Below are 12,373 nucleotides of genomic sequence, written 5' to 3'. Positions count from 1 at the left end.
GAGAGTATTTAGCATTGACAACATTTCGTGAATTAAATCTTAGTGAGGCACTTATCAAAGGTGTCCTAAAAATGGGCTTTGAAGAAGCAACACCAATCCAAGCAGAAACAATTCCTGTCGGACTCAGCGGCGTCGACTTAATCGGTCAAGCACAAACAGGTACAGGGAAAACAGCAGCATTCGGTATCCCAACAATCGAGCGTCTTGACGCAAAATCACGCTACATCCAAGCGTTGATTCTTGCTCCAACACGTGAACTTGCAATCCAGGTAGCAGAAGAATTGAACCGTATCGGTGACGTAAAACGTGTTCATGCCCTTCCTGTCTACGGTGGTCAGCAAATCGATCGCCAAATCCGTGCGCTTCGTAAAAATCCACAAATCGTCGTTGCAACACCAGGACGTTTGATGGACCACATGAACCGTAAGACGTTGAACCTTGATCACGTTCAAACGGTCATCCTTGATGAAGCAGATGAGATGTTGAACATGGGGTTCGTCGAAGACATCGAGAAAATCCTCGGTGCACTTCCTGAAACTCGTCAAACACTCTTGTTCTCAGCAACAATGCCACCACAAATTCGTAAAATTGCAGATCGTTTCATGACGACTCCGACACACATCAAAGTCAAAGCAAAAGAAATGACAGTTGAAAATATCGACCAGTCGTTCATCGAATTAAAAGAAAGCCAAAAATTCGACGTTCTTTGCCGTTTGATCGACACGGATTCTCCGGAACTCTCAATCATCTTCGGTCGTACGAAAAAACGTGTTGATGAGATGACTGAAGGCTTGATCCAACGTGGATACACGGCTGACGGTTTACACGGTGACTTAACACAAGCAAAACGTGACCAAGTCATCCGTCGTTTCAAAAAAGGAACGATCGATATCCTCGTCGCAACAGACGTTGCAGCACGTGGTCTTGACATTTCTGGTGTCACACACGTCTACAACTTCGACGTACCACAAGATCCAGAAAGCTACGTTCACCGGATCGGTCGTACGGGACGCGCTGGTAAAACAGGATCGGCTGTCACGTTCGTTACACCACGTGAATTCGGTCAAATCAAAACAATCGAACGTGTCACGAACAAAAAAATGTCACGTCGTCATGCGCCAACACTTGACGAAATCTTAGAAGGCAACTTGAAGCTCGCTGCACAAGAACTCATCAAACGCGTTGAAGCAAAAAATTCACAAGAATATACAACACTTGCACAAGAACTCTTAGAAGAGTACGAAGCAGTGGAACTTCTTTCAGCAGCACTTAAAGGATTGACGAAAGAGCCGGATGCAACACCAGTCCAAATCTCTTCAATCGAACCAATCCGCGTGAAACGTTTCGGTAGTAACGGTGGTGGAAACCGTCGTCCTTACGGAAACAAAGGTGGAAGTGGCAGCGGCAACCGCAGTGGCGGATACCGTGGAAACAGCCCACGTAGCGGTGGCGAACGTCGTGAAGGTGGTCGTTCATCTTCATCTTCTTCATCGGATCGTCGTGAAGGCGGTTATGCAGGACGTAGCAACCGTAGCGAAAGCGATCGTAACCGTGGTGGACGTAAACCACGTTTTGAAAAGTAAACGATTCGAACCGATTTGTCACAGACAAGTCGGTTCTTTTTTATGATTTTTCTAATCGGTCATGATAAAATGAGCCATGAACGATAGGGAGAGGGCTGAATCATTCGTGTATACCATTTATGTAGCAGCATCCGTCTGTCTCGTTGCACTGATCGTCGCGACGAAAAAGATTTGTGAGCGGACGACAAAAGGACATTTTCGTTATATTCCGTTAGCGACCTTATTATTTGGTGGCATTATTTTTCTTGTGCTCGCCATCGGTAAGGGAGGAGCCGTCGGAATTCAATATGGTGTTCTGAGTATCATCTATTTGACGGCGACATTTGGTGTGTACTTGTATATCGCCTTACGAAAAGATACGACGTTATCGTAAAACAGGGGCTCTCTCGTTACAGAGAGGCTCTTTTTTTGTTAAGATAGAAAAAGAGTACAAGGGGGGAATAGAATGGATGCATTAGATGTCATCGTTCATCCCGAAGAGATAGAGGCGTGGTTTCAACCGATTGTAGGCGCTGCCCCTTTTAAGGTGGAAGGGTATGAAATCCAGTCCCATTTTCGTGGAGAACCGTTAAAACCATTTTTTCAGGAAGATGATGTTCCAATCGAGTATCAACTCGAAGTCATGGGGCATGTCGTCCGTCAAGCATTCCAAAAAGTACCCTCCGATGCACAAGCGTTTATCCTGATCCGTTGTCGCCCAGCTTGGCTGTTTGAAAACGGTGGGGAAGACTTCTTGCATGTCTTACGGACGGTCGATTCGTCGTTTCCAAAAGAACGAATGTATGTCACATTGACGGACGTTCAAGTTGATGACTTTGACCGTCTTGGTCGGATCGTCGCGTACTACCAGAACTCTGGACTGAAGGTAGCGCTAGACCGTGCGGAAGCAACGAGTCTCGAACGTGTCTTTTCGATGTCACCGGATATGTTGATCGTCGATCTATCCTCGATGATAGAGAAAAAAACCGTCTCAGCGACGTATCCGCATCTCTTACAAACGATGGAGCACTTGTGTGATCAGCTTGGAGCGCCACTTTTGTATAAGAATATCAGTCATTTAGGACAACTACGGTATGCGTGGCAACACGGAGGACGTTACTATATGGGGAATTTACTGGGAGAAGCATCACCTGAATGGGTCATGACTTGTCCAGGAATGGAGATTTTGATTCATGAAGTTCCAATGTTCTATAAATATGATCGGGAACAGATGAATCGATTGTTTCAACTGGAGCAAGACTGGACGGTTCGGTTTAACGAATACTGTCAATCATTGAAATCGGAACAGGATCTCGATGAATGGTTGATGATGCTTGCGAGGAAGATGGAACCAGAGTTCATTCGATTCTACATTACGGATGCGAATGGATTCCAGCAATCTTCGAACGTCAGTAAAAAGAGTGGAGAATGGAAACTGTATGCTTTCTACAAAGGGTACAATTGGAGTTTCCGTCCGTACTTCATTCGGACGACTGTTGCGATGGAGCGACGACACAGTGGTTATTTATCGGAACGATATGTCGACTTCAGTTCGAGTGAACAGACACGGACATTTAGTATGCCGCTCAGTAATGGCATGTTCTTATTTGCGGATATATCCGCAGATTATCTATATCAAGAACGATTGAGTGAATGAGGAGGAAATGAAAGTGTTAGATTATGATTATGAAGCATTACGAGAAATTGGACGAATCGTCGCTATGGCGCGCGATGAGATGGCGGACGCTGTCAAACCAGGAATCACGACAAAAGAACTCGACGAAATCGGTGCACGTATCCTGAAAGAACAGGGAGCCGAGTCTGCTCCGATCGTCATGTATGATTTCCCAGGAGCGACATGCATCAGTGTCAATGACATCGCGGCACACGGTATTCCTGGTAAATACGTTATTCAAGAGGGGGATATCGTCAACGTTGATGTCTCAGCTGTGAAAAATGGCTATTACTCGGATACAGGAAAGACGGTCATTGCGGGAGAAGCAAAACGTCCGGAAGATGTCCGACTCGTTGAAGTATCGTTAACGGCGCTTGAAAAAGGACTTGAGAAAGTCAAAGCAGGAACGAAGGTCAACCAGATCGGAAAAGCGATTTATGCTGAAACGCGTAAGAGCGGTTTTACCGTCATCCGTAACTTAGCGGGACACGGTCTTGGGAAGACACTTCATGGTGAGCCGGAATCCATCTCGAACTACTTCAACCGTGAAGAGAACGATTTGTTGAAGGAAGGACAAGTCATTGCTGTCGAGACGTTCATTTCAACAGGAGACGAGTTCTGTATCGAAGATGAGCGGGATGGTTGGACGTTGTACACGCCGAACCGGAGTCTCGTTTCACAATTTGAGCATACTGTCGTCGTCTTAAAAGACGGGTATGAGATTTTGACGAAGGTTGAAGGAAAAGAATCGTTCTAAGAGAAACTCTTAGTAAAATACGAGAAGAGGCAATGGACATCGATCCATTGCCTCTTCTTTGTCGTCGGAGTTCAAGTAAGTCATAAAAAAATCCGGGACGTTGCTAGTTTAGTTAACTGTGTTTCGGATACAGCCGAGGCTGTATAGCGAATGTGTCCTTGTTCAACGTAATACGGGGTCTCGAGCAAATCTTCTTCAAAATAATCAGCAGTACTTGCCATGTCGATCGGATAAGCGAGACCGGGAAGTGTCGCGAAGGCAAGTGTTTGGCGACGTCCGATGCCACTCTCGAACATACCGCCGAGCCAGTACGGGGCTTTCGTTCGAAGCAATAAAGCATTCGTTAATCCACCGACGCGTGCAGGCTTGATGTTCAAAATCTGACCGGCACGTGTCATCTTCATCAAATCGGCATCTGCTGGAGCGACGATGGATTCATCAAGACAAATCGGTGTCTTCAGAAGTGCAGCAAGACGTTGATATCCAGACCAATCAGATGTTGCGAGTGGTTGTTCCATCATAACGAGACCGAATGAATCCCAATGTTGTAATAGAGGGAAATCCGTTTCAGTGAAACTACCGTTTGCATCAAACATTAAAGGCGCATCAGGAAAAGCTGACCGTACTTGTTCGAGCACTGCTGTGTCTGTCGGAGCAAGCTTCAGCTTGATCCGTCCATATCCGGAGGCAATAGCTTGACCGACTGCCTCGATTGTTTGTTCTGCTGATGCTCGTCCGAGTGCTTTCCCACAAGGGACGAGGCACGACTCGTCACCTCCGAGATAGGTAGCAAGCGATTGTCCGGATGCTGCTGCAAATAATTCATAGATGGCCCCTTCAAACATCGCCTTTGCCATCGGATTGCCTTGCACGATGCGGAAGCGATCTTTGACGTCAGCAGGACGATGGAGTGGTGGTTCAAGTAACCGATAAAGCAGCGGAGCGATCCCTTGGAGGGAGTGTTGTGTTTCGGACGTATACCACGGTGTATCAAACGCAACACCTTCTCCGTAACCGATTCGTCCTTCTGAATCGGTTACGCGTAGAATCGTCGTGCGGCGAACCGTCAACGTTGAGAGGGCGGTTTGCATCGGACGACGAAAGACGAGTGGAACATCGAACAGTTCGGCGGAACGTAACGTGATACTCATAACGACTCTTTCAGTTGCTTACGAAGCAACTTACCGTTCGCATTGCGTGGCAACACGCTATGATAAATGTAATCAACTGGACATTTATATTTCGCGAGTAATTGGCTGATCTCTGTTCGGATGGTTGTTTCGTCAAGATTACTGACGATGAAGGCAACCGGAACCTGCCCCCATGTTGCGTCAAAACGTCCGACGACACCCGCTTCTTGAATACCATTGATCGATAAAAGCGCTGATTCGACCTCAGCTGGATAGATATTCTCACCACCAGAGATGATAAGATCACTTCGGCGATCGAGCACATAAAGATAGCCATCTGCGTCGAGACGACCTAGATCACCGGTCTTAAAAAAACCATCTGCGGTAAAGGCGTTTACCGTTTTCTCCTCGTCATGAAAATAACCTTTCATGATTGTCGGTCCTTTGACTTCGATTTCTTGATGACGCGTGATGCGAATTTGTGTCGGATGAATCGCTTGTCCAGCCGATCCGAGCTTTCGTAAAGCATCCTCAGGCAAGAGAGTTGCGATTTGGGAAGCTGTTTCTGTCATACCATATGTCTGCATGACAGGGATATTTCGATCAAGAGCTCGCGTCAGAATCGGTAAAGGGACGGGTCCACCTCCGGTTAATACGACGCGGAGCGAATGCCGACGAAGTCCAGCTTCGAGCAGTCGGTCGAGCATGACAGAAACGAGTGAGACATGTGTGATTCGTTCCGTCGTGATCCAGTGCAAGGCACGTTCTGGTGAAAAATGTGGCTCAAGAACGATTGGTACGCCGTAGATGACTGCCCGGTAGACGACAGCTAACCCACTCATATGGAACAGTGGTGTGACGATCAAAAAACGATCTTCCGGAAGTGATCCAATGTGACGCGCAGCATTCGTAGCACTCGAGAAATGATTCAACATTGTTTGTTCGACAGCTTTCGGATGTCCGGTCGTACCACTCGTAAAGAGCATGGATTGGATATATTGCTTGGGCATATGGCGTATTAACAGGTCAGGGGCTTCTTTTTCATAGGAAAAAGAGCGACACGGAATCGCTGTATCGAGTGCCCGGTCTGTCACGACGAGTCGTACATCTGCCTGTTTGAATTGACGTAATACTTCCGTTTGCGTCAAACGCGTATTGATCGGGACGACGGTCAATTCGAGTAATTGAGCTGCGTGAAGTGCGACGATGTAACGTGCACTCGATGGACCGTAAAGGACGATCCGGTCTCCACGTGACACGATTGTCGCCCAAGTACTTGCTAAGCGGTGGGCATGTGTATAGAGTTCGGACCACGACCAGCGCTCTGTCTCCGTAATGAGCGCCATATCATTCGGCTGTTCTTTTGCCCGTGTATAAATCCAAGGATACAAAATAGTCACTTCCTTTGTGATGAATATACGAAAAAGGTTCAACGTCATAAGACGATTGAACCTTCTTTTCATTATGGGAAACGCGGGAACTGTCCGAAGTCAGGATTGCGTTTTTCTTTGAACGCATCGCGTCCTTCTTTTGCTTCGTCTGTTGTGTAGTACAACAATGTCGCATCTCCTGCAAGTTGCTGGATACCTGCAAGACCGTCTGAATCAGCATTGAATGCCGCTTTGAGGAAACGAAGAGCAGTTGGTGAATGTTGAAGAATTTCAGCACACCATTGAATCGTTTCTTGTTCGAGATCTGCAAGTGGAACGACCGTATTGACGAGTCCCATATCGAGTGCTTGTTGCGCATCATATTGACGGCAGAGGTACCAGATTTCGCGCGCTTTCTTGTGTCCAACAACGCGTGCAAGGTAACCAGAACCATAACCAGCATCGAATGAGCCGACTTTAGGACCTGTTTGTCCGAAGCGGGCGTTGTCTGCAGCGATTGTCAAGTCACACACGAGGTGAAGGACGTGTCCGCCACCGATTGCATAGCCTGCGACCATTGCGATGACTGGTTTCGGGATGACACGAATCAAACGTTGAAGATCAAGGACGTTCAAGCGTGGAATTTCGTCTTCACCGACATATCCACCATGTCCGCGTACCTTTTGGTCTCCGCCAGAACAGAATGCGAGATCACCTTCACCTGTTAAGATGATGACGCCGACGTTTTGATCGTCACGTGCACGTGAAAATGCGTCAATGAGTTCGTGGACCGTGTGTGGTCGGAACGCGTTGCGAACTTCTGGACGGTTGATCGTGATTTTCGCGATACCGTTCCATTGTTCATATTTGATGTCTTCATAGCTACGGGCTGATACCCATTCCGGAGCGTATTTCATGTGAATTCCCCCAATATGTTAGTGATGAATAAGTAGATTCTTTACCATTGTAACAAACTTTTGCGGTTGGTCGATATGTGGGGCGTGCGAAGCATGCGAAATCACGTGAATTTTTTCAAATGATGCAGCCTGCGAAGCAATCGTTCGGAATTTTTCATCCTCTTCCCCGACAATCCAATCAATCTCTTGTGGAAGGCGTGACCAAAGTGAAGGCATGCTTCCTGTACCCTGCGAACGAAGCGAGGCACTTAGCCCTTCAACGGTTTGTGATAGACGTTCCTGACGCAGAAGCTGACGTTGAGGTTCAGGGAGAAGGGCTTGCGATTTAAACAGTCCAAGTGTCTCCCAGTAATTAATGAACGTCTCAAGTCCGTCTTTTTCAAGTCGATCAGCTAATATTCGATCGGATGCACGACGTGCTTTTCGATCCGTTGCCGTTTTAATGCCTGGTGTCGTGCTGACAGCGATCGTTCGAGCAACTCGCTCCGAGACGACACTCAGCATTAAAGCAATTCGTCCACCCATCGAATAACCGAGGACGACCCATTGCTCAGATCGAGTAGAGAGTAGCGTCTCGAGATCCTTGACCTGTTGCGTCAAACGCATCCGTTGATCGGGCGCTGGTACCGTCTTTCCATGTCCCATCAAATCAAGACGATAGACAGTGAAGTGAGGAGATAAATGCTCACTTAGCATGTCCCACGTTGAGAGGGATCCTGTAAAACCATGGAGCAACAGGAGTGGAGGACCAGATCCTTCGATTTTCACGTGATAGGGATGACCGCGTAAAATCATCGGAACACCTCGTCTAACGCTTGATTCGTCACGTCCCAAATCGAACGATGCATCTGTACGTTTTCGATTCGTGTCGTCTTGACTTCGAGAATCCGAGTGACGTTTGTCTCTTCCGCAAGTGATTGACGTAACGCAGCAATCGAATCGATCGCCTGATAGGTCACGCCATACCCAGAAGCGAGGGAAGCGAAGTCAAGATGTTGTGGTGTACCAAATAGTGGCTCGAACACTTCTTGCTCGAGTTGTTGTTGTGGTAAAAAGCTAAAGATACCACCACCCGCATTGTTGACGAGGATAATCGTTAACGGAAGCGTGCGCGCTGTCATTAGCCCGTTGATATCATGAATGAATGCCAAGTCACCAACGAGTAAATAGCGGTGTTTGGCATCAAACGTTGCTCCAAGAGCACTCGAAAGAATACCATCAATTCCATTTGCGCCACGGTTCGCGAGCAGACGAAGGGGTGTGCCTGTCGGCAGGAACGTATCAACGTCTCGAATCGGCATGCTGTTTGAAACGAAGAGACTTCCTTCCTGTAATGTCGTCAAGGCGCGAACGACATTATATTCCGTCATCTCTTCTTGATTAATCGTCGTAAAGGCATTCGCGACGAGTCGCTCCGCCTGTTGTAATAGTGCGAGATACGTAGGATCATGCAAAATGAGTTCCTGATGCTCGAGTTGTCGCGCGTGACCAATCACGAAATCCGAATGGAGTTGCGGGTCACGCCAGTTACCTGGATGACCGACGACCGTCGTCGGGATGTCCCGAGACCAGAGCAGATAAGGTTTTGACGTTGGCATGGCACCAAAACGAATGATGCGATCCGGTCGGACGTGCTGAGCAGTAGCAGGATGTTTTAGCCATGTATCGTAATAGGCAAAAACATGATCTTCCTTCGATTGCCGCCCTTGACTAAGTGGATCTGCTAAGACTGGAATACCCGCTTTTTTCGCATATGAAATGACAACCTGACTGTCCGTCGCAGTGAGTTGAGGTCCAAGCACAAAAAGAAGACGCTCTTCTTGAAGCGCAACCGTTAAGGCGTTATTTACTTCCGATGTCGGGGCAGGTAATTCGCCGACAGGACATCCTGTTCGTAAGAGATCGAGTTCCGGGACAAGTGGTTCTCGTAACGGGACGTTGATTTGAACCGGTCCTGCTGGTTCCGTCAGCGAGAGTAAGGCTGCCCGTTGTGCGACATGAGCAACGTAAGGAAGACTTGCTTCCTCCGCTAAAGGTAGATCAAACGCATGTCGGACTTGTTTTCCGTACAATCCGACTTGATCAATCGCTTGTGGGGCACCGACATTACGTAACTCATGTGGGCGATCGGCCGTCAAGACGATTAGTGGAAGTTCGAAAATATTGGCTTCGGTCACTGCCGAATAATAGTTCGTCGCAGCGGTACCGCTTGTACAAATTAAGGCAACAGGACGAACGTGATCTTCCGTCCGCGTCAAACCTAATGCAAAAAAACTAGCCGACCGTTCGTCAACAAGGACGTGGGTACGGCTAGACGGATGCAGAAATGCAGCAATAGCCAGTGGTGTCGACCGAGAACCGGGACTGATGACGAAGTCCCGGACACCAGAAGCGACGAGCGTATCGATTAACGTATGCATCCACTTAGTCAACATAAATATCATCCTTTTCAATCGAACCGACATGTGACAGTGCTTGTAACATCGGTGATAGTTTAGTTTCCGTCTCTGCCAGCTCACTATCGAGATGAGAGCCTTCGACAAGACCACAACCAGCATAAAGAATGACCGCCCGTTCCGTAAACAGTCCGGAGCGGATGGCAACGATGAATTCCCCATCATCCTGTCCATTCATCCAACCGACGGGTGAACCGTACCAACCCCGTTCGAACGTCTCGATTTCTTGGATGGCATCGACCGCCAACTGTTTGGGTTCACCACCAAGCGCAGGTGTGGGGTGCAGTTTTTCAATCAATTGAAACAATGTCACGTCTGCTTTTAGACGTGCTGTGATTGGAGTATAAAGATGTTGGATATGGCGATTCTTCAAGAGAATCGGTGTGTCCGGACAATCCAGTTCCTCCGAAAATACAGATAACGTCCGTTCTATCGAATCTGCAACGATACCGTGCTCCATCCGATTCTTTTGGTCTTGTAAGAGTGATTGACCAAGTGCTTCGTCCATCTCATCGGTCTCGTGACGTGGTGCGGAACCAGCAACTGCTGCCGTCTCAAGGCGACGCCCACGTTTTTGAACGAGTCGTTCCGGTGTGGCGCCGATGAAGGCTTCTTCTGGATTCGGTTGGAAACAGAAGACGTAACTACCAGGCTGTGTGTCTTCTAGTTCAGCAACGACAGCTGCCACGTCGAGCGGGCGATCCAGTTCATAAACGACCTCCCGTGCAAGGACGATTTTTTCAAGTGTTGTCTCCAAGTAATGCATCGCTTGTTGGAACGACGCTTCAAACGCCTCATTTCCATCCCGCGATAGCCGTAGACGCGTGACGCCTGACAAAGTCGATGCTTGCGGTTGATTGACTTTGGCGAAATCGAGTGCGAGTTGATTTAAGATTGAATCGACTTGATCCATCGGTTCGACACGAGCAAAAATCGTCACGCGTGTCTGTCCGTCTTGCTCTAAAAATAAAAACTTCGGAATCGTCATCGAGGCATCACCGAATGAAGACCAGCGATAGTCTGGTTGTTTGAGTTCAGCGAAAGAAAAACCACTGAACGCAAACAAATCATGACCGACGTGATCGCGATTTAAGTTTGCCCATTGTGATTGAATTCGTAAAAAACGATCCGTTCCTGAAGCCTGAAGTTGTTGTACGATGCCAAACCCGATGGCCCGCATCGAGCGATCAGGTGTCGCGAAATAAAATCGTTCCTCGATACCCTGTTCGAGGGAACGCATGTCAGTTGCTTCGATTTCCCATGAATACGAAGCGAGTATAGGTCGTTGTGAGGCGTTTGCCTGACTGACGGCCTGTTCGATACACTGTTTTAGCTCTTGTTGAGCGTAAGCCATACCGCTCATTGCCCCCTAGTCTGTAGATACTGTGATATGTTTCACTTAATCTAAGTGTAAACTTTTTACGGACAAAAAAGAAGGAATAAGCTATCTGGGATTGAACATTGACAGCAAAAAACGAAACCCGATACACTTAGACAGGAAAGGGGTTATTATATGAATAAATCAATCGCTGTCTATTGGCGAATGACACGACCACATACCTTAACAGCAAGTTTTGTTCCGGTCGTCGTCGGTACGGCAGTTGTCGCACCACGTGTGGAGTCGATACGCTTGGATTTGTTCGTGGCGATGTTGATCGCATCGATGCTGATTCAAATCGCAACGAATCTGTTCAATGAATACTACGATTACAAACGTGGTTTAGATACGGAGGAGTCGGTCGGAATTGGTGGATCGATCGTTCGTGACGGGTTCAAGCCGGGTACGATTCTAGCGTTCGCGCTTATATTGTACGGGATCTCGGCATTACTCGGTGTGTATCTGTGTATCGAGACATCGTGGTGGTTGCTTGTCGTAGGACTCATTTCGATGTTCGTCGGATATATCTACACGGGTGGACCGCTCCCGATTGCCTATACGCCGTTCGGGGAAGTCGTTGCCGGCTTTTTTATGGGGTATATCATCATCGCAATCTCTGCGTACTTGCAAATCGGTTACGTTCCGACAGAAGCCGTTGCGATTTCTATACCAGTCGCCATTTTAATTGGTTCGATCCTACTTGCGAATAATATTCGTGATTTGGATAATGATAAGGTCAACGGGCGAAAAACGATTGCGTGTCTCGTTGGACATCGCCGTGCTGTATATGTCTTAGTTGGATTTTTTGCAGCCGCTGTCCTATCTCTTATCATTGCTGTACTCGCATTCGAGGTCTCGTGGTTTGCACTACTTGCATTGTTAAGTATTCCACTGATGATCAAAGCGGTGCGTCTCTTCTGGGAAGACCTACCACCAGAAAAACTGATGCCTGGAATGGCACAGACTGGTAAGGTGAACACGATTTTTGGTCTTTTACTCGCAATCAGTCTTGTCATTGCAAATATCTGATGTTAAGTCAAAGCAGCAGGCGATTCGCTTGCTGCTTTTTTCGTATGAAGAGAGAGAACAGTTAGAAAAAAAGTACTTCGGTTGTCACTGATTTAAAAT

11 protein-coding genes are annotated in these 12,373 nt (G+C 47.6%); 5 read left to right on the top strand and 6 right to left on the bottom strand.

What is annotated here, in order from left to right:
* The first annotated feature begins 14 nt into the window (after window positions 1–14).
* From ACV3PA_RS15450 to map, 4 genes are all read left to right on the top strand, one after another.
* Window positions 15–1,583, top strand: a complete 1,569-nt coding sequence (locus ACV3PA_RS15450) for a degradosome RNA helicase CshA (protein WP_456125174.1) — start codon at window positions 15–17, stop codon at window positions 1,581–1,583.
* A 106-nt stretch (window positions 1,584–1,689) separates the two neighbouring features.
* Window positions 1,690–1,956 carry a hypothetical protein gene (locus ACV3PA_RS15445; protein WP_023467277.1) on the top strand — a complete coding sequence of 89 codons (267 nt, stop codon included), beginning with the start codon at window positions 1,690–1,692 and terminating at the stop codon, window positions 1,954–1,956.
* A 72-nt stretch (window positions 1,957–2,028) separates the two neighbouring features.
* Window positions 2,029–3,219 carry an EAL-associated domain-containing protein gene (locus ACV3PA_RS15440; protein ID WP_053452209.1) on the top strand — a complete coding sequence of 397 codons (1,191 nt, stop codon included), beginning with the start codon at window positions 2,029–2,031 and terminating at the stop codon, window positions 3,217–3,219.
* 13 nt (window positions 3,220–3,232) lie between these two features.
* Window positions 3,233–3,994, top strand: a complete 762-nt coding sequence (gene map / locus ACV3PA_RS15435) for a type I methionyl aminopeptidase (RefSeq protein WP_425293145.1) — start codon at window positions 3,233–3,235, stop codon at window positions 3,992–3,994.
* Window positions 3,995–4,074: 80 nt separating this feature from the next.
* Here map and menC read toward each other — a convergent pair whose 3' ends face one another.
* The 6 genes from menC to ACV3PA_RS15405 all read right to left on the bottom strand — a co-directional run bounded on the left by menC (window position 4,075) and on the right by ACV3PA_RS15405 (window position 11,221).
* On the bottom strand, window positions 4,075–5,145 hold the full coding sequence (menC, locus tag ACV3PA_RS15430) for an o-succinylbenzoate synthase (RefSeq protein ID WP_053452207.1): 1,071 nt from the start codon (window positions 5,143–5,145) through the stop codon (window positions 4,075–4,077).
* Window positions 5,142–6,524, bottom strand: coding sequence for an o-succinylbenzoate--CoA ligase (menE, locus tag ACV3PA_RS15425; protein WP_456125984.1), 1,383 nt, complete (start codon window positions 6,522–6,524; stop codon window positions 5,142–5,144). The genes menC and menE overlap by 4 nt, the downstream gene beginning before the upstream one ends.
* A 62-nt stretch (window positions 6,525–6,586) precedes the next feature.
* Window positions 6,587–7,411 carry a 1,4-dihydroxy-2-naphthoyl-CoA synthase gene (menB, locus tag ACV3PA_RS15420; protein ID WP_053452205.1) on the bottom strand — a complete coding sequence of 275 codons (825 nt, stop codon included), beginning with the start codon at window positions 7,409–7,411 and terminating at the stop codon, window positions 6,587–6,589.
* Between the two features lie 18 nt (window positions 7,412–7,429).
* The gene (gene menH / locus ACV3PA_RS15415) at window positions 7,430–8,206 is read right to left on the bottom strand and encodes a 2-succinyl-6-hydroxy-2,4-cyclohexadiene-1-carboxylate synthase (RefSeq protein ID WP_456125173.1); all 777 of its coding nucleotides are present in this window, start codon (window positions 8,204–8,206) and stop codon (window positions 7,430–7,432) included.
* Window positions 8,203–9,846, bottom strand: coding sequence for a 2-succinyl-5-enolpyruvyl-6-hydroxy-3-cyclohexene-1-carboxylic-acid synthase (gene menD / locus ACV3PA_RS15410; RefSeq protein WP_456125172.1), 1,644 nt, complete (start codon window positions 9,844–9,846; stop codon window positions 8,203–8,205). The genes menH and menD overlap by 4 nt, the downstream gene beginning before the upstream one ends.
* Window positions 9,836–11,221, bottom strand: a complete 1,386-nt coding sequence (locus ACV3PA_RS15405; protein WP_053452202.1) for an isochorismate synthase — start codon at window positions 11,219–11,221, stop codon at window positions 9,836–9,838. Before ACV3PA_RS15405 ends, menD begins: the two co-directional genes overlap by 11 nt.
* Window positions 11,222–11,380: 159 nt before the next feature.
* Between ACV3PA_RS15405 and ACV3PA_RS15400 the strand changes: the two genes are divergently transcribed.
* Window positions 11,381–12,274, top strand: coding sequence for a 1,4-dihydroxy-2-naphthoate polyprenyltransferase (locus ACV3PA_RS15400; protein WP_053452201.1), 894 nt, complete (start codon window positions 11,381–11,383; stop codon window positions 12,272–12,274).
* Window positions 12,275–12,373 lie beyond the last annotated feature (99 nt).

It is taken from the genome of Exiguobacterium sp. EA-TM-5 (assembly GCF_053878415.1).
The sequence above is the reverse complement of the archived record's forward strand: the minus strand, read 5'-3'. Positions and strand labels throughout refer to the sequence as shown.

Coding starts and splice junctions, on each gene's coding strand:
- ACV3PA_RS15440 (WP_053452209.1), top strand. CDS start 2,029: ATGGATGCATTAGATGTCATCGTTCATCCCGAAGAGATAGAGGCGTGG.
- menC (WP_053452207.1), bottom strand. CDS start 5,145: ATGAGTATCACGTTACGTTCCGCCGAACTGTTCGATGTTCCACTCGTC.
- menB (WP_053452205.1), bottom strand. CDS start 7,411: ATGAAATACGCTCCGGAATGGGTATCAGCCCGTAGCTATGAAGACATC.
- menH (WP_456125173.1), bottom strand. CDS start 8,206: ATGATTTTACGCGGTCATCCCTATCACGTGAAAATCGAAGGATCTGGT.
- menD (WP_456125172.1), bottom strand. CDS start 9,846: ATGTTGACTAAGTGGATGCATACGTTAATCGATACGCTCGTCGCTTCT.
- ACV3PA_RS15405 (WP_053452202.1), bottom strand. CDS start 11,221: ATGGCTTACGCTCAACAAGAGCTAAAACAGTGTATCGAACAGGCCGTC.
- ACV3PA_RS15400 (WP_053452201.1), top strand. CDS start 11,381: ATGAATAAATCAATCGCTGTCTATTGGCGAATGACACGACCACATACC.